Source organism: Shewanella sp. SR1 (assembly GCF_020447145.1).
GTDB lineage: Bacteria > Pseudomonadota > Gammaproteobacteria > Enterobacterales > Shewanellaceae > Shewanella > Shewanella baltica.
Genome location: NZ_JAJAEF010000019.1, coordinates 1 through 16,741, shown reverse-complemented (window position 1 = coordinate 16,741; position 16,741 = coordinate 1). Strand labels below are relative to the sequence as shown.

The 16,741-nt window shown below is 48.9% G+C and carries 14 protein-coding genes; 2 read left to right on the top strand and 12 right to left on the bottom strand.

Features of this window, described 5'->3' with window-relative positions; all coding sequences use genetic code 11:
• Positions 1–10 precede the first annotated feature (10 nt).
• The 12 genes from KV201_RS16490 to KV201_RS16435 form a co-directional block, all read right to left on the bottom strand.
• Positions 11–994: a formate dehydrogenase subunit gamma gene (locus tag KV201_RS16490; protein WP_226059963.1), complete on the bottom strand. Its 984-nt coding sequence runs from the start codon at positions 992–994 to the stop codon at positions 11–13.
• Positions 995–1,073: 79 nt separating this feature from the next.
• On the bottom strand, positions 1,074–1,643 hold the full coding sequence (fdh3B, locus tag KV201_RS16485; RefSeq protein WP_006083570.1) for a formate dehydrogenase FDH3 subunit beta: 570 nt from the start codon (positions 1,641–1,643) through the stop codon (positions 1,074–1,076).
• Positions 1,644–1,672: 29 nt separating this feature from the next.
• On the bottom strand, positions 1,673–4,525 hold the full coding sequence (locus tag KV201_RS16480) for a molybdopterin-dependent oxidoreductase (protein ID WP_006084533.1): 2,853 nt from the start codon (positions 4,523–4,525) through the stop codon (positions 1,673–1,675).
• Positions 4,526–4,542: 17 nt separating this feature from the next.
• The gene (locus tag KV201_RS16475) at positions 4,543–4,743 is read right to left on the bottom strand and encodes a twin-arginine translocation signal domain-containing protein (protein WP_006084531.1); all 201 of its coding nucleotides are present in this window, start codon (positions 4,741–4,743) and stop codon (positions 4,543–4,545) included.
• Between the two features lie 384 nt (positions 4,744–5,127).
• A complete protein-coding gene (locus KV201_RS16470) occupies positions 5,128–6,156 on the bottom strand; it encodes a formate dehydrogenase subunit gamma (RefSeq protein ID WP_006083567.1) in 1,029 nt (342 codons plus the stop codon).
• Positions 6,157–6,205: 49 nt separating this feature from the next.
• Positions 6,206–6,802, bottom strand: coding sequence for a formate dehydrogenase FDH3 subunit beta (fdh3B, locus tag KV201_RS16465; protein WP_006083566.1), 597 nt, complete (start codon positions 6,800–6,802; stop codon positions 6,206–6,208).
• A 26-nt stretch (positions 6,803–6,828) separates the two neighbouring features.
• Positions 6,829–9,681, bottom strand: coding sequence for a molybdopterin-dependent oxidoreductase (locus KV201_RS16460; protein ID WP_011848145.1), 2,853 nt, complete (start codon positions 9,679–9,681; stop codon positions 6,829–6,831).
• 17 nt (positions 9,682–9,698) lie between these two features.
• Complete coding sequence (locus KV201_RS16455) at positions 9,699–9,896, bottom strand: twin-arginine translocation signal domain-containing protein (RefSeq protein ID WP_006083564.1); 198 nt, start codon at positions 9,894–9,896, stop codon at positions 9,699–9,701.
• Positions 9,897–10,070: 174 nt separating this feature from the next.
• Positions 10,071–10,748 (bottom strand): molecular chaperone, encoded by a 678-nt coding sequence (locus tag KV201_RS16450; protein ID WP_006084526.1) that lies wholly within the window; start codon positions 10,746–10,748, stop codon positions 10,071–10,073.
• A 10-nt stretch (positions 10,749–10,758) separates the two neighbouring features.
• The gene (locus KV201_RS16445; RefSeq protein WP_226059962.1) at positions 10,759–12,420 is read right to left on the bottom strand and encodes a 4Fe-4S binding protein; all 1,662 of its coding nucleotides are present in this window, start codon (positions 12,418–12,420) and stop codon (positions 10,759–10,761) included.
• A 189-nt stretch (positions 12,421–12,609) separates the two neighbouring features.
• Entirely contained in the window at positions 12,610–13,278 is a 669-nt protein-coding gene (locus KV201_RS16440) for a DUF3306 domain-containing protein (protein WP_226059934.1), read from the bottom strand.
• Positions 13,278–13,742, bottom strand: a complete 465-nt coding sequence (locus KV201_RS16435) for a DUF3305 domain-containing protein (RefSeq protein WP_006083560.1) — start codon at positions 13,740–13,742, stop codon at positions 13,278–13,280. The genes KV201_RS16440 and KV201_RS16435 overlap by 1 nt, the downstream gene beginning before the upstream one ends.
• Positions 13,743–14,061: 319 nt before the next feature.
• On the opposite strand from KV201_RS16435, the gene KV201_RS16430 reads away from it, so the two are divergent.
• Both KV201_RS16430 and KV201_RS16425 read left to right on the top strand, forming a co-directional pair.
• On the top strand, positions 14,062–14,934 hold the full coding sequence (locus tag KV201_RS16430; RefSeq protein WP_080514484.1) for a formate dehydrogenase accessory sulfurtransferase FdhD: 873 nt from the start codon (positions 14,062–14,064) through the stop codon (positions 14,932–14,934).
• A 69-nt stretch (positions 14,935–15,003) separates the two neighbouring features.
• Positions 15,004–15,909, top strand: a complete 906-nt coding sequence (locus KV201_RS16425) for a helix-turn-helix transcriptional regulator (protein ID WP_006083558.1) — start codon at positions 15,004–15,006, stop codon at positions 15,907–15,909.
• Positions 15,910–16,741: the final 832 nt, after the last annotated feature.

The following is a 16,741-nucleotide window of genomic DNA, read 5'->3' as shown; positions in this document are numbered from 1 at the left end:
TCAATGGCAGTTAGTCTTTGTATTTCAAGGTGCCGTTAGCTTTGATTTCGTCAAACCACAGGTTGTGATGTTGGCTTGCCCAGTTTTCATCGCAGTAGCCAGACACCATACATTCCATACCGCCTTCTGACATCACGGTTGCCATGAAGATGTGCACGATAGAGAAAGCACAGATCACGATTGCGCTCACAGAGTGCAGCACGAGTGCGATCAAGCTTAATGTACGGCTTGGCTCGAACAGGTTAGGGAAGAGTAACAACATGCCAGAGGCCGAAATCACTAATCCAAACAGGGCAAAGGCCCAGAACCACATTTTCTCACCGGCGTTCGCAAAACCTGCGTCTGGGTGCTTACCTTTGAACGGGCCAAAGTTAATGTAACCGCCTACCACCATGAACCACTTTACGTCGTACATTTTGGGCAGCTGGTTTTTCGCCCACAGGGTGGTCATTAATGCCCAACCTATCATGAAGGGAATCGCCATCACGTCATGGATTTGTTTCGCACCGTACACGATAGCTTCCCAGATGCCTTCGCCCAACCAAGGTTGGAAGAAGAAGCGACCCGCCAGCAAGGTTAAGCCGGTTAAAATCAACAGTAAGCACGGGATTGCGCCTAACCAGTGGATTGAAACATCAAACTTAGACCAGCGATGCACTAACTTGCCTGAAAAACCATGGTGCAGCTTGGAGATGCCGTTCACCTTGATAAATAAAACAAAGATAATAATCATGCCGAATAGTGCTGCCATTAAGGCCGGCGCTAACCAGTCGCTACGTAGCTCTAATACCCGTAGATCATAGGTATTGATCGGCTGAGCATGAAACTCACTTTGGGAGGTAGTGTATCCCGTGGCACCATCCTTCAGTTGTGCCCAAATTTGGGCATCAGACTGTTGAACTTGATTCGCCAGTTCATCACCACCATTGGCTATACACACGGCACTAAATAGCAGTGCTATGGCTAAACCTATGTGTTTGAACCATTTGTTCATCATACATCCTCTCTCACTTAGTCGCGCCCGCCTGAGCAGGCGCTAAGCTAAGTCTGTGGACAGATCCTGTTGACCTGAATTAATTCCAAGCCGCGTTTTTAGCACCACGGTAAGCCACACGTTCACGGAAGATGTTTGAAACAATTTCAGCATCACCCGCTAACAGGGCCTTAGTGGCACACAGTTCTGCACACATAGGCAGTTTGCCTTCGGCAATACGGTTTGAACCGTATTTTTGGCGCTCTGCCTCTGAGTGGTTTTCTTCTGGGCCGCCAGCGCAGAAGGTACATTTATCCATCTTGCCACGGCTACCAAAGGCACCTTTTTTCGGGAACTGTGGTGCGCCAAACGGACAGGCGTACAAGCAGTAACCGCAACCAATACAGGCATCTTTGTTGTGTAGCACTATGCCGTCGTCGGTTCTGTAGAAGCAATTTGCTGGGCAAACTGCCATACAAGGTGCATCTGAGCAATGCATACAGGCGACAGAGATAGAGGCTTCTCCACGTTGACCATCGTTAATGGTCACTACGCGGCGGCGTTGGATCCCCCACTCGAGAGCGGAGTCGTTTTCGTTTTTACAGGCAGTGACACAACCGTTACATTCGATGCAGCGCTTGGTATCACACAAAAATTTCATTGTAGCCATAATGGCAATTCTCCTAGCTTAAGCTGCACTTACGCTTTAACGATCTGACACAGTGATGCCTTGGTTTCCTGCATTTGTGTCACAGGGTCATAACCATAGGTCAGCGCAGTGTTAGCGGATTCACCGATAACGTAAGGCACTGTGCCCTCTGGATAATTAGGCGCTAAACTTTCGCCGTGCATCACACCCGCAAAGTGATATGGCATAAAGGTCACGCCAGGTTTAACGCGTGGCGTCACCATAGCTTGTACCTTAATACGGCCACCTTCGGCGCCTTCTAACCAGACGTCTTCACCGTTACGAATGCCGCGATCAGCAGCATCCGCAGGGCTTATCTCAACAAACATTTCCTGTTGAAGTTCAGCTAGCCAAGGGTTACAACGAGATTCTTCACCACCCCCTTCGTATTCAACCAGACGGCCAGAGGTCAGTACCAGTGGGTACTTGCCGCTCATGTCTTTGTCTTGAATTGACTTATACAGCGTAGGCAGACGGTGCACTTGCATGTCGGCATAGGTTGGGTATTTGGCCACTAAGTCACGGCGCGGCGTGTATAACGGTTCGCGGTGAACTGGCGCTTGGTCTGGGAAAGTCCAAACAATACAACGGGCTTTAGCGTTACCGAAAGGAATACAGCCATGCTTGATCGCTACGCGAACTATGCCGCCTGACAAATCTGTCTTCCAGTTTCTGCCTTCGGCTTCGGCTTTTTCTGCAGCTGTCAGATCATCCCACCAACCGAGTTGCTTGAGCAGCTTGTCAGAGAACTCTGGATAACCGTCTTGGATTTCAGCACCTTTAGAGAAAGAGCCTTCGGCCAATAGATTTTTGCCATTGTATTCAACGCCGTAACGGGCACGGAAGTTACCACCACCGTCTTTAACGTGTTTGGATTGATCGTACAGAATTTGGGTGCCGGGGTGTTTCGCTTCTGGCGTGCCCCAACATGGCCAAGGTAAACCGTAGGTTTCGCCTTTCGCTGGGCCGCCTGCGGCTTCGAGCGTCTTGTTGCTGAAGGTGCCCCAGTTTTGGGTATGCAGTTTCAGACGTTCAGGGCTTTGGCCCGTCATACCGATAGTCCACATGCCGCGGTTGATTTCGCGGGTGATGTCTTCAATCACAGGCAAATCATTTTCTTTAGCGATGCGTTTAGTGTACTGCTCAGCAAAACCAAGTTTTTGCGCTAAGCGATACATGATTTCGATATCGGTTTTAGATTCAAACAATGGCTCTATGACTTTTTCGCGCCATTGCTGACTGCGGCCAGAGTTTGAAACTGAGCCTTCAGTTTCAAACTGTGTCGCTGCTGGTAGCAAGTAAACACCATTCTTACGGCGATGCATCACACCTGCCATAGTTGGGAATGGATCAACCACCACCACAGTGTCCATCTTGTCTAAGGCATCACGCACGTCACGTTGGCGGGTTTCGGTGTTCACCGATTGTCCCCAGAAAAACGCCATGCGAATGTTATCTTGCTGCGCGAGTTTGCCTTTTTCTTCTAGCACACCATCGTGCCAGCGAGAACAAGGGATACCCGGCGTAGTCATAGGTTCACGGCCAAGATAAGTGCCTTGATCGAAACGGCCTTTCATCCATTCCATGTCTAGATCCCACACGTGGGTCCAGTGAGTCCAAGCACCTGTTGTTAAGCCGTAGTAACCCGGTAAGTTATCGAATAACAAACCTAAGTCAGTCGCGCCTTGCACGTTATCGTGACCACGGAAAATGTTCGTTCCGCCGCCTGACACGCCCATGTTACCTAGCGCTAATTGCAGAATACAGTAAGCGCGGGTGTTGGCATTACCGACGTGGTGTTGAGTACCACCCATACACCAGATCACAGTACCTGGGCGGTTATCAGCCATCAGTTTCGCTGCTTGATAAACCTCGGCTTCGCTCACGCCTGTGATGTTTTCTACTTCTTTAGGTGGGAATTTTTTCGCCTCGGCGCGAATGGTGTCCATCTCGAAAACACGTTGTTGAATAAAAGTCTTATCTTCCCAACCGTTTTCAAAAATGTGCCATAACATACCGTAGATAAAAGGAATATCAGTACCTGGACGCAATGCACAGTGCAGATCTGAATGCGCCGCGGTACGAGAGAAGCGTGGATCAACCACGATCAACTTAGCGTTGTTTCTTTCTTTAGCGATCAGAATATGTTGCATCGCCACTGGGTGGGCTTCTGCAGGGTTAGCACCGATAAAGAAAATCGCATTCGCGTTTTGGATATCGTTAAAGGAGTTAGTTTGCGCACCGTAGCCCCAAGTGTTAGCAACACCGGCTACCGTGGTAGAGTGACAAATACGAGCTGAATGGTCGACGTTGTTTGTGCCCCACATGGCCGCCAGTTTGCGGTACATGTAGCAACCTTCGTTAGAGAACTTAGCGCTACCCATGAAGTACACTGAGTCTGGGCCGGATTCTTTACGAATGTTGAGCATTTGGTCGCCCACTTCGTTAATCGCATCTTCCCAAGAGATTTTTTTCCACTTGCCATCAACCAATTTCATTGGGTATTTCAGGCGTTTTTCACCGTGGCCATGCTCACGCAGTGCCGCACCTTTAGCGCAGTGACCACCGGCGTTGAAGGGATGATCGAATGCAGGTTCTTGACCCGTCCACACGCCATTTTGTACTTCGGCATACAGACCACAACCGACGGCGCAGGCACTACAAATAGTACGTTTGACTTCGATAGGGGCATCATGTGGCACTTCTTTGGCTTCGACGCGACGCATCATGCCTGTACCCATTAGTGATGCCGCCGCAATACCACCGGTGGCAATACCTGCGTGCTTCATAAATTGACGACGGCTAATGCCTAACGCCGGTTTGTCTGCCACTGGGGCGACACTAGACTTGCGAGTTAACTTCATCGCTGACTTCTCCTAGATTAGCTGCGCAAGCTATTGTAATAGCTGCTGATGTGCGCAGTTTCGTGGTAACCCTTTGACGCTTTGGTGGTTACCTTGCTGCTCTCGCTGGCCTGTGCCACGCTCATGCCGGTTGCGGCAATCGCGGCACCCGCTACGCTGCCGACGGTGAGCGCTTTAAGCAAAGATCGGCGAGATAAATCGCTGGGTTGCTGCTTCATGCTGACTCCTGAAATTAGGGTTTAGTTTTTTGAGATCGCACGGCTTTTTGTGGGATTCATCTTGTTATCAAAAAGTGAAGATTAGCGGTGGAAAAGATAATGAAATCATCTTGTTTGCCATCAATCATCGCGCGTGACGGCAATATAGTAGGAAAGGGTTGAGTAGGAATTGATCTAGGACAGTTTGCAGTGTTGAAATCGGCTGCCGTTCTCTTAAAGCGTTAACTCGCTCATAGTTTCGCAACTCCCTTGGGAGCAGGGCGCTGGCGGCTTTTTGTATCACAGCGTTTCAGGTGTTAAGTTTTTGTATTGTCGAATGAAGTACAGATAAAAGAACACCCCGCATGGCGGGGTGTTTTAAGGACCAAAAAGCTGCGGTTTAACTTAGTCTTTATACTTTAAGTTGCCGTTGGCTTTGATTTCGTCATACCAGAGATTGTGGTGCTGGATTGCCCAGTTTTCATCACAATAGCCTGACTTCATACACTCCATACCGCCTTCGCTGAGTACGGTCGCCATCCAAATATGCACTATGGTAAAGGCAATCAGAATAATGGCGCTGATAGAGTGGATCAGTAGCGCGCCCATGGAGGCTTCGCGCGGTAAGTCTAAGCCAGGTAACACCAACATGATGCCAGAAACACTGATAAATAAACCAAACAACATCAGGGTCCAGAACCACATTTTTTCACCGGCGTTAGCAAAACCACTGTCGGGGTGTTTACCTTTGAATGGGCCAAAGTTGATATAACCACCTACCACTAAAAACCATTTCAAATCATACATCTTGAAGGTTTGTAGTGGCATCCATTTGACGACACAGACAGCCCAAGCCGCGATAAAAATGGGACCAGCCCAATCGTGGATGGTTTTGCTGCCGTAGATCAATGGCGCCCACAGATCAGGCCCTAACATGGGTTGAACAACATGCTTACCTAACATTATGGTTAAACCGGTAAACATCAGTGTCAGGCAGCTGCTCGCCATGATCCAGTGGATCCACAGATCCGCCTTAGACCAACGCGCCACTAACTTGCCTGAAAAGCCCTTGCTGAGTTTTGATGGACCATTCACCAGATAAAACAATAAGAAAGCCCCAAACACACCGACGACGGCCAAAGCCATAATCGGGGTTAGATATTGGTTTCTCAGTTCTTTACCTTGGTTACCGGCAACGTTAATCAACACCCCAGTATCTATCCCTTTGGCAGTGGTATAGCCGGCATCGCCTGCTTTTACCGCCCGCCAAAGATCGGCATCGCTGGTTTGCGCTTTCGCCTGTTGTTGACTCGATTGCTGATCACTTGCGTGTACTGGGCTTGCGCTCATTACTGAACCTAATCCCAATCCCATGACGAGCACCAACAGAGCAAACAGACTGCGCAGTGATTTGTTTAACTGTTTGTTTAACATTTTCACTCCTTGCCAGAGGTTAGGGATGACTCCCTAACCCTCGCTCTGCTTAGTTAATCTCACCTGTCTTGGGGTTGTAACCCCAAATCACGTTAGGATTGCCACGAGAGGCCATACGTTGACGGTAGATATTGGATACCACTTCCGCATCACCCGCGAGCAGGGCTTTTGTCGAACAAAGCTCAGCACACATAGGTAACTTGCCCTCAGCAATACGGTTGGCGCCGTATTTTTTACGCTCGGCTTCGGAGAAGGTTTCTTCTGGGCCACCGGCGCAGAAAGTACACTTGTCCATCTTGCCACGACTACCAAAGGCAGTCTTTTTCGGGAATTGCGGTGCACCAAATGGACAAGCATAGAAGCAATAACCACAACCGATACAGGTATCTTTGTTGTGTAGCACTATGCCGTCTTCGGTACGGTAGAAACAATCTGCCGGACATACGGCCATGCAGGGAGCGTCAGTACAGTGCATACATGCCACTGAAATAGAGGCTTCGCCAGGTAGGCCATCGTTAATCGTCACCACGCGGCGACGTTGGATTCCCCACTCGAGAGCGGAGTCGTTTTCGTTCTTACATGCAGTGACACAACCGTTACACTCGATGCAGCGCTTGGTGTCACACAGAAATTTCATGACTGCCATAATGGCTTATCTCCTCATCAAGTAGGTTAGGCTTTGCTGATCTGGCACAAGCTGGACTTAGTTTCTTGCATCTGAGTCACAACGTCGTAGCCATAAGTTAAAATGGTGTTTGCCGATTCGCCTATCACGTAAGGCACTGTGCCTTCAGGATAGTTTTTCGCTAGGCTTTCGCCCTCAAACACACCAGCAAAGTGGTATGGCATAAAACATTCACCGGCAATAACGCGCGGTGTCACCATAGCCTTAACCGTGATCTTGGCGCCTTCTGGACCATGCACAAAGACATTGTCACCGTCACGCACGCCGCGATCCGCAGCATCCGCAGGGTTCATCTCGATGAACATTTCTTGTTGCAGCTCAGCAAGCCAAGGGTTAGAACGGGATTCTTCACCGCCGCCTTCGTATTCCACTAGACGACCAGAGGTCAGTGTCAGTGGGAAGCCTTGGGTAAAGTCCTTATCTTGGATTGACTTATACAAGGTCGGCAGACGCGCAACCATACGGTCTTCGTAGGTTGGGTATTTGGCGACTAAGTCACGACGAGGAGTGTAAAGTGGTTCGCGGTGTTTCGGGATATCATCTGGGAAAGTCCAAACGATACAACGGGCTTTAGCGTTACCATAGGGAATACAGCCATGCTTGATCGCAACACGTTGGATGCCACCAGAAATGTCAGTCTTCCAGTTTTTGCCTTCGGCGCGTTTTTTCTCTGCATCTGTAAGTTCATCCCACCAACCCAATTGCTTGAGCATGTCGGCGGAGAATTCAGGATAACCATCTTGAATCTCACTGCCTTTAGAGAAAGAACCTTCGGCAAGAATGTTGACGCCATCGTGCTCGACACCGTAACGGGCACGGAAGTTACCGCCACCGTCTTTCACGTGTTTTGATTGATCGTACAGGATCTGGGTACCAGGATGTTTCATCTCTGGTGTACCCCAACATGGCCAAGGTAAACCGTAGACTTCACCCTTAGCTGGGCCGCCGGGTGCTGTTAGATTATTGACATCGAAAGTGCCCCAGTTTTCTTGGTGCATTTTCAAACGCTCAGGGCTTTGACCTGTGTAACCCACTGTCCACATACCGGTATTGAATTCGCGGGTCACATCTTCAATCAAAGGCTCTTCGCCATTCACTTGAATGTGCTTACAGAATTCTTTTTCAACGCCCCATTTTTTAGCGAACTTATACATGATGATGTGATCGGGCAGAGACTCAAACAGTGGCTCGATGACTTTAGTACGCCATTGGAGCGAACGGTTTGAGGCCGATACTGAACCATAGGTTTCGAATTGCGTCGCCGCAGGCAATAGATACACACCGTCTTTACGTTGGTGCATAACACCTGCCATGGTTGGGAAAGGATCGACCACAACCACAGTATCCATCTTGTTCAATGCTTCACGCACTTCACGACCACGGGTTTCAGTGTTAACCGATTGTCCCCAGAAGAACGCCAGACGGATATTGTCTTTCTGCGCAATTTTGGTTTTATCTTCTAACACCCCATCGTGCCAGCGAGAGCAAGGAATACCGGCTGATGTTTGTGGTGTTTGGCCTAGGTATTCACCTTGGTCGAAACGGCTGGCAATCCATTTAGGATCGAGATCCCATACATTTGACCAGTGAGCCCATGCGCCTGTCGTTAAGCCGTAGTAACCGGGTAAGTTGTCGAATAACAAACCAAAGTCAGTCGCGCCTTGCACGTTATCGTGACCACGGAAGATGTTAGTCCCGCCACCAGAAACACCCATGTTGCCTAGGGCTAACTGTAAAATACAGTATGAACGGGTGTTGGCATTACCGACGTGATGCTGAGTACCGCCCATACACCAAACGATAGTGCCGGGTTTCGTTTCGGCCAGCATTTTAGCCACACGGTACATTTGCGCCTTAGGCACGCCTGCAACCAGTTCAACTTCTTCTGGGGTGTATTTTTTGGCTTCTTCACGGATACGCTCGATGCCGTATACGCGTTGTTTGATAAACTCTTTATCTTCCCAGCCGTTTTCAAAAATGTGCCATAACAGGCCATAAATGAAGGGGATATCTGTACCTGGGCGGATATGCACGTACTCGTCAGATTTCGCTGCAGTACGGGTGAAACGTGGATCAACAACAATCACTTTCGCGCCGCGTTCTTTGGCGACCAGAATATGTTGCATTGCCACTGGGTGGGCTTCACTTGGGTTTGAACCCACAAACATGATGCACTTAGTGTGGCGGATATCGTTAATCGAGTTGGTTTGCGCACCGTAGCCCCAAGTGTTAGCAACACCGGCTACCGTGGTAGAGTGACAAATACGGGCTGAATGGTCGACGTTGTTCGTGCCCCACAGTGCCGCTAATTTGCGATATAAATAAGCTTGTTCGTTCGAAAACTTGGCGCTACCCATAAAGTAAACGGAATCTGGACCTGACTCTTGACGAATCGCTGCCATCTTGTCGCCGACTTCATTAATCGCTTGATCCCAAGAGATCTTTTTCCACTTGCCGCCTTCTAACTTCATTGGGTATTTCAGGCGTTTTTCACCGTGGCCGTGCTCACGCAGTGCCGCACCTTTCGCGCAGTGTCCGCCTTGGTTAAAGGGATGGTCAAATGCCGGTTCTTGACCTGTCCACACGCCGTTTTGTACTTCTGCATATACACCACAGCCGACGGCGCAGTGAGAACAGATGGTACGTTTAACTTCGGTGGGAACATTGTGGCCTATGTCTTCTTGGGCTTGTGCTTTACGCATCATACCTGTGCCCAGCATGGACGCCGCAGCGATGCCACCTGTGGCAAGACCTGCCGATTTTAAGAACTGACGACGATTGAGACCCAGTGCTGGCGCTTTAGATTCGACAACCTGGTCTGTTTTGCGGGTTAATCGCATCACACACTCTCCTCTGGTTAGTTGTTCAACGACGCATAATAGTTACGGATATGGTCGGTTTCGCGGTAGTTCTCACTCTTAGGCTCTGTGGTTGCTGCCGTTTTTGTCGAAGCTAACGCCTGACTGCTCACGGTTACCACTGCGCCTGCCGCACTGCCGAGTGCCAATGCTTTGAGCAATTGACGACGGCCCATATCGGAAGCTGGCTTCTTCATAGTGTCTCCTTGTGTTGCGGGATAAGGTGGCACAAACGGCGACCACCTCGGTTATTGTGAAAGCCTAAGCTTTCGTTATTGTTGCGAAGGTGCGTGTGACTTCACCTTCGCTGTTTAAATCCATTTAGCACTGATATCTAGCGCGCACAGGTCGCGCTATTATTAAGCTTAGTCTTAGTTCATTAATTCCACTGGTTTTGCTAAATCGCTGGTGGCCGGTTGTAGGTCGGCGCTGCCTGGGCAATTGACGGGAATATCTAAGCTCAATTGTTCAAAGGCACTGGCTTCCATTTCAAAGAAGGCTTTTGCCAGCTGGGCTACAGTTGCGTAAAACGCAGCGCTGGGCGCCTTAGCTAAGTTGTCGCAGAAGCGGCCAATCCAACTGCCGATATGGCGTTGGTAAAAAGCCAGTTGGCGATAGCTCGGCGCTTCTAAAATCAGGGTTCCCATCACTTCACACAGGGCGGCCACATGATCTTCGGGTTCTTTGACGTTGTCTTCGCGTTCAAATCCGAGTTGCATCAGGTCTTGGCGCAATAATGCCAGCGGTTTGTCCATTAAGGAGCCAGTCATAAACCAGCTGCCATAGGGCAGGATTTCACCAGAGCCCACGCCGAGGAATAGTGCAAAATACTCGTCTTCAAGCTGTTCATCGTTGAACTGCTGGGCGGCAAGTTGGAGTGATAACCAAGCTTTGGTCATCTCGTTGTCTTCATTGGCATCGATTTCAAGATTGGCTAAAAATTGCAGCAGTTCAGGACTCGGCTGACGGCGCAATAGGGCGGCTAACAGTTGATAGATATCGGCTCTCAACTGATCGTTTTCTGAAACTTGTCTTACTGATTCGGTCATAGCGGATCTCTTATCGCAGTTGCTTTTCAGGATCTTGAAGAATGTCTTCAAACATGTCTTTTACCCGGCAGTCGCCACACATTTTCAAGCGCTCAATATTGGCAGAAAATGCGCTGTGCGCGCCGACCATATCCAGCATCCGATGCACCATAGATTGGGTCGCAAAAGGAGAGCCGCAGCGAATACATTCGAAGGGGGCTTCTTCTTTCAGGGTGTGTTGTTGCTGACGAGCAGCTTTATCAAAATTAATTTGTGGCGTTAGGCTTATCACTTTTTCAGGACAGGCCGCTTCACATAAGCCGCATTGCACGCAGTTTTGCTCAATAAAGTGTAGTGCAGGTTTGTCGCCGCCATCTTGTAATGCCACGGTTGGGCAAATTGCCACGCAGGACATACACATAGTGCACTTTTCGACATTCACGCTGACTTTGCCAAAGGGAATGTTGTTGAGGCTAAGGCAAGTATCAATTTCACCCGCTTGGCTATTGAGGTGATCTATCGCTTCAAACAGCGTGTTGCGTTTAGTGGTCGAGGCAAATGCAGCGGGCACGATCACGGGCCAATCTAAGCTGATATCGAGCATCGCATCTAAATCGGCAAGCATGCTTTGGTCAATGAGGCTGATACGTTGCGGCTGACCCATCTCATCTAAAATACTGTTGGCTAACGAAAGTTCGCCTTTAAGCATTTGCGTAAGAGTTGGCGCCGTGGCGTCGGTATTAAGGATCAGCACTTGGCGTGCGCCCCATGCGAGTACCGACAGCCAATGATCTAAGCTGGCAACCGTAATTTCTTCTAAGGCGACGGGGATAATATCACCCGCTAGATCATCGGTAATAAAGTCGGCGCCGACGGCATTATCGTGGAACAATATCACCGGTGCGGTTTGGGCTTGCTCGCGGAAACGACTAACGACTTTGTTCAGATATGAATGTAAGGCCTGCGGCGTCGGTAAATCGTAACTGATAGCACCCGTTGGGCAAGCGCTGGTACAGCTGCCCGCGCCGTGGCAAAGGTATGGGTCGATTTCAATTTTCTTCGCCACGCTACTAATCGCATCGGCTGGGCAAAAGTTAAGGCAACGATTACAACCATTGATGCCATTGCGGTCATGGGCACAAATATCTGGGTTGATTTTGACGTAGCGAGGCTTGTCGAATTGGCCGACGAGATCGGGAATTTGCGCGAGGGCATCTTCGAGTTTCTCAGTGTCTTGGCCGACATAGAAATAACCGGGTGGCAGCATTTCTAAGTTCAAACAAGCTGTGCTGCTCAAATCGAGTACGATATCGAAATGGGGTTTGCGAATCGACACTAAACTGAGTTCGGCCGCGCCATCTTGATGTTCAACACTGACTTGGAATTGGCCTAAAAAGCCTTTTACACCAATGAGTTTGTTGTAGTAACTTTCGACATCGGTTGCCGCTGCCATCACACGTTCGAGGTGGGCTTCATCTTGGCTGGTAATGGCTTCATTGGCTAAAATCACGCGATGGGCCATAGTGGACAATTTGTCCGCGGCAAGGCGAGCCAGATCTTCTGGGCCGATAATGAGGACATTGCCTTCGGTGGTGTAGCTGACGGTTGGCGGGATCAGATTCTGCAGCATCTGAGTTTGCGCTAACACCTGTTGCCGCGCTTGTTTTAACGCTTCTTGGGTTTGATTGGTCATCAAATGAGTGCTCACATTGCGTTCCTGAACAGTACTTTGGCTGTTTCTTGTTTTACTGTATCTGGGCAGATTTAGGCGGCTGGTAATAAGTAAGTCATTGCCTTTTCTGCTTTTATCTAAGCTTTTTTATGTCTTAGTACAGCAATTCACATACCAAAGTTACGGACATTAAAATTAGCTAAACTGACGTTAAACAACTCGGGTTTGGGCCTGAGCCGAGGGCTCTGGTGCATTTTGGGGTAGGTCATCAGTCTCCCCATCCAAATTGTCCGCTATCGGCTCTGCTGCCAATTCGGTTTCGACTTCTTGAGTCGTGGTTTCGCTTACATCTAGACTAGCGGATGGATTAGTTTCTGTAGCTTGTTTGGCTAAGGCTGACTCTTCATCCGGCGTTTCGCTGTCTTTGGTGATGTAGCGGAAGACTTTTTGCGCTAATTCTGCTGAAACTTCGGCGCTGAGTTTGGGCTGATTACTGTAATCGAGCGCATATTCTAAAAGCCCATCTATCTCGTTGAAATGTGGTTGTTTCCACAGTGCGCGCAGCGCCGCAGATTTCGCCGCCGGATCGACATTCGCGCCCATAAAACTCGCAAAGCTGCCGCCAATTTCAATTTCGTCGGGATTGGGTAAATCCGCCGCCGTGAGCATGCGATTCGGATCGTCATGTTCGGCAGTATTGGACTCTACTGCGGGTTCTGTGGGATTAAGCGACTCAACTGCCACAGTGGCTTCGGTCGCGATCGGCGCTTGAGGCGCGGCTTCTTCTTGAGTTTCTCGCGCTTGTTCAGCGGCAACTTGTTCGCGACGCTGGTTCCAGCGACTCAGTAGCCCAGCCGTTTTTTGCGTGGATTCAGCCATTAGTCCCTCCGAAGTGGATCGTGACTCGGGCCTTGATTCTTACGGCCATCGACATGCTTACGGCGATGGGCGGCGATTTCGACTTCGCCATGCTGGGTGATAAAGGCTTCAATCCAACAAGCGATAGCTTCTGGCATCAATAGGTTGATAACAGGGGTATTACCCTCAAGACAACCTGCGGCGACGTTTTGGTCTGCCGACAGTGCTGCGGGTATCCAAGTGCCATCGGCCGTTTCATCGCACACTAAATACAGCATAGCGTTGTCTACATCGAGATTGAGTCGATAGCTAGCACGCTCGTCTTTGTGCAGTTCGAGGAGCACTAAGGTCGCGTCGTCAGGGGCTTGATGGGTAGCGGGAAGTAGGTGTTCAATTTCCCATTGTACTGAGGTCCAGCGGCCAACTTGTTTCTCTACTTTTTTAAGTGAAACGTACATGGGCCAAACATTCGTTGTATGTTGCATTGTCTCTCCGTCTCAGCCGTGTTGATGGACGAACCGTAGATCGAACGGATCGGTTTTACCAACAAATTGCGATAAAAGGTCACTGCAATATTGGTGCCAGTAAACATGGGGTATTAGTTTGAACTAGATCATCAAAAACCCCCTCAAAAGTGGACATTTTGTCCAATGCTGGGTTTTGTTTGGGACATAAAAGGGCTAATGAAAAATCAGCATTGCGGCAGATCACGCATTTAAACCCGAGTTTTATACCTAGGTATAAATATTGCTATGCTCAGGCCATGACTCGTTAAGCGGTAGCATTATGATTTCGGAAAACAGCATGGGCACAGATAAAGAAGTAGCGGCAGCTAACCCCACTCAGAAGCCTCATCATCAGTGTTCTTTTGTGAGAACCCAAGCGGAAGTACCGTTAACCATTGCCGTAAAAGCAGTGAATGAAGCTGGGGAAGTGCTAGATAAATTTGTCGCCTGCGAACGTCCACTTACCGTTTATTTAAACTGGCGTCCGATAGTGACGCTGATGACCCTAGGGGCAAAACCTGAGTCTCTGGCGTTAGGTTATCTTAAGAACCAAGGCTTTATTTCGGATGTGAGCCTGCTGGACTCTGTCATCGTCGATTGGGATGTGAGTTCTGCGGCTGTGGTTACCCGTGAACAAACTGCCGATCTCGACGAGAAGCTCTCTGAAAAAACCGTGACGTCAGGCTGTGGTCAAGGCACGGTTTATGGCAGTTTCATGCAGGATCTAGATAACATCAATTTACCTACACCGAGTTTGAAGCAAAGCACGCTGTATAGCTTATTGAAAAATATCAACGAATATAACGAAACCTATAAGAATGCTGGCGCTGTGCATGGCTGTGGTTTGTGCGAAGACGATAGGATTATGGCCTTCGTTGAAGATGTCGGCCGCCATAACGCCGTTGATACCTTGGCAGGGGATATGTGGCTGACGCAGGATCGTGGTGATAACAAGATTTTTTATACCACAGGCCGATTAACCTCTGAAATGGTGATTAAAGTCGCCAAGATGGGGATCCCCATTTTGCTATCACGTAGCGGCGTCACTCAGATGGGCTTAGCACTGGCGCAGCAGTTAGGCATTACTATTATCGCCCGCGCTAAAGGTCGACACTTTTTGGTGTATCACGGCAGTGAAAATCTGCAATTTGATGCCAATACGGCTCCTTAGCCCCAAGTGAGCTAAGACAGTAATGCTAAGACTTGCATGCAGTAATAAAGAATAAGACAAGGAAACAAGATGACGTCTGCCAGTGAATTGGTTTACATGAGCGCGAAGCAAGTGGCCGAGTATTTAGATCTTAACGAGAAAAAAGTCTACGCCATGGCCAATGACAGAATTCTCCCCGCCACTAAAATCACCGGTAAATGGCTATTCCCGAAAGTGTTAATCGACCGTTGGGTAATGGATTCGTGCCACAGTGGCATGCTTACCGACCGTTTATTGATCACCGGCAGCGACGATCCACTCTTATCTATGCTGGTGGCGCGCTTGATGGCACAAGTCGGTAGTCGTGAGTTGATAAGCTACAGCGCGACAGGTTCACGCTTAGGATTAGAGTTACTCGCTAAAGGTTATGCCGATGTGTGTACCTTACACTGGGGCAGCATGGAGGATCGCAATATCCGTCATCCAGCCTTACTTAAAGGGTATAACAATCATCAACAATGGATCATGGTGCACGGTTACTCCCGTCAACAAGGGTTGATCATGCGTGCCGATATGCACCACAGATGCCAAGAGGAAGATAAAGTCGTGAACTTACCTTGGCGTTGGGTGAGTCGTCAGGGCGGCGCGGGTAGCCAGCAACATTTAGAACATTGGTTGTTAAAGCAAGGCGCTCGCTTAGATCAGCTAAATGTCGTGCTGACGGCCTATAGTGAACGCGAGCTGGCAGGTTATATCGCCCGTGGTGATGCCGATATAGGTTTTGGCTGTCAATCTGTGGCATTGGAGAGTGGTTTGAGTTTCGTGCCACTGATAAAAGAGTCCTTCGATTTCGTTATGCCGCAAAGCATTTACTTCCGTCGTCAGCTTCAACAACTCTTTACTATGTTGGCGAGCGGCCACTCGAGGCAAATGGCGGCGCTACTGGGTGGCTATGATCTTACCGACTGCGGACAATTACTCTGGAGTGCGAGCTAATCCGCTCGCTCGGTAATGGATCAAGCTAAATAGAGTCGAATGATCTCTGCCTTACTTATGACAGTTACTTACACTGCTACTTATATAACTAGTTACCTAATAAGTATTACAGAGATCTCTCCCTGTCCCTGAGTAAGTCATTTCAGCTTTACTATGGCGATGGGATGAAGGCAGCGACTATGACTATATAGTTAAAGTATCTTTATCGCCGAATGTGTTAGCGCGTCATCTATATTGCTCCCCGTTATATTCCATTAATGGCTCTGTATATAGATTTGGGAGGAGATATTCCGGTTCGAGCAGTCGTTATCCTTATCTAAAATTTGTAGAAGCTATGCGTAAATCTCTTCGCCTTGATGCAGTACATCCTCAAAATATGAGGTAGAACTGCAGAGAAAACGCTATTTTGTGGATAACTTTGGGGGTAAGTGGTGGGTATCTTGTGGCTAGTTTAGGTAATCAGAATTAACTGCAAATTTCCTTAAAATAGGGGTTGCGCACTTTCTCAATCTCCCTATAATGCGCATCCACTGACACGGCAGACAGCGAAAGCAAGCTGACGAGTTAGATTGAATTGAATGGCTTTTGACCACTTAATTCAATCGCAGCAAGAAGTTGAAAAAACTCCTTGACGCGAAACGGGAAATGCGTAGAATACGCAGCCCTAGCCACCTGGAAGCGTTCAGCGCTCAGCGTGGTACTCAAGTCCTCTTACGGATATTGAGTTGCTCTTTAACAAGATAAAACAAGAAATCTGTGTGGACACTCACAGGTGTTGAGTTAATCGAAACTGCTTAACCTTCGGGTTGGCAGTCAAAAATTTAAATCAATG

Bases quoted from the DNA above. Each gene is read 5' to 3' on its own strand.
- KV201_RS16490 (WP_226059963.1), bottom strand. From the start codon at position 994: ATGAACAAATGGTTCAAACACATAGGTTTAGCCATAGCACTGCTATTT.
- fdh3B (WP_006083570.1), bottom strand. From the start codon at position 1,643: ATGGCTACAATGAAATTTTTGTGTGATACCAAGCGCTGCATCGAATGT.
- KV201_RS16480 (WP_006084533.1), bottom strand. From the start codon at position 4,525: ATGAAGTTAACTCGCAAGTCTAGTGTCGCCCCAGTGGCAGACAAACCG.
- KV201_RS16475 (WP_006084531.1), bottom strand. From the start codon at position 4,743: ATGAAGCAGCAACCCAGCGATTTATCTCGCCGATCTTTGCTTAAAGCG.
- KV201_RS16470 (WP_006083567.1), bottom strand. From the start codon at position 6,156: ATGTTAAACAAACAGTTAAACAAATCACTGCGCAGTCTGTTTGCTCTG.
- fdh3B (WP_006083566.1), bottom strand. From the start codon at position 6,802: ATGGCAGTCATGAAATTTCTGTGTGACACCAAGCGCTGCATCGAGTGT.
- KV201_RS16460 (WP_011848145.1), bottom strand. From the start codon at position 9,681: ATGCGATTAACCCGCAAAACAGACCAGGTTGTCGAATCTAAAGCGCCA.
- KV201_RS16455 (WP_006083564.1), bottom strand. From the start codon at position 9,896: ATGAAGAAGCCAGCTTCCGATATGGGCCGTCGTCAATTGCTCAAAGCA.
- KV201_RS16450 (WP_006084526.1), bottom strand. From the start codon at position 10,748: ATGACCGAATCAGTAAGACAAGTTTCAGAAAACGATCAGTTGAGAGCC.
- KV201_RS16445 (WP_226059962.1), bottom strand. From the start codon at position 12,420: ATGACCAATCAAACCCAAGAAGCGTTAAAACAAGCGCGGCAACAGGTG.
- KV201_RS16440 (WP_226059934.1), bottom strand. From the start codon at position 13,278: ATGGCTGAATCCACGCAAAAAACGGCTGGGCTACTGAGTCGCTGGAAC.
- KV201_RS16435 (WP_006083560.1), bottom strand. From the start codon at position 13,742: ATGCAACATACAACGAATGTTTGGCCCATGTACGTTTCACTTAAAAAA.
- KV201_RS16430 (WP_080514484.1), top strand. From the start codon at position 14,062: ATGGGCACAGATAAAGAAGTAGCGGCAGCTAACCCCACTCAGAAGCCT.
- KV201_RS16425 (WP_006083558.1), top strand. From the start codon at position 15,004: ATGACGTCTGCCAGTGAATTGGTTTACATGAGCGCGAAGCAAGTGGCC.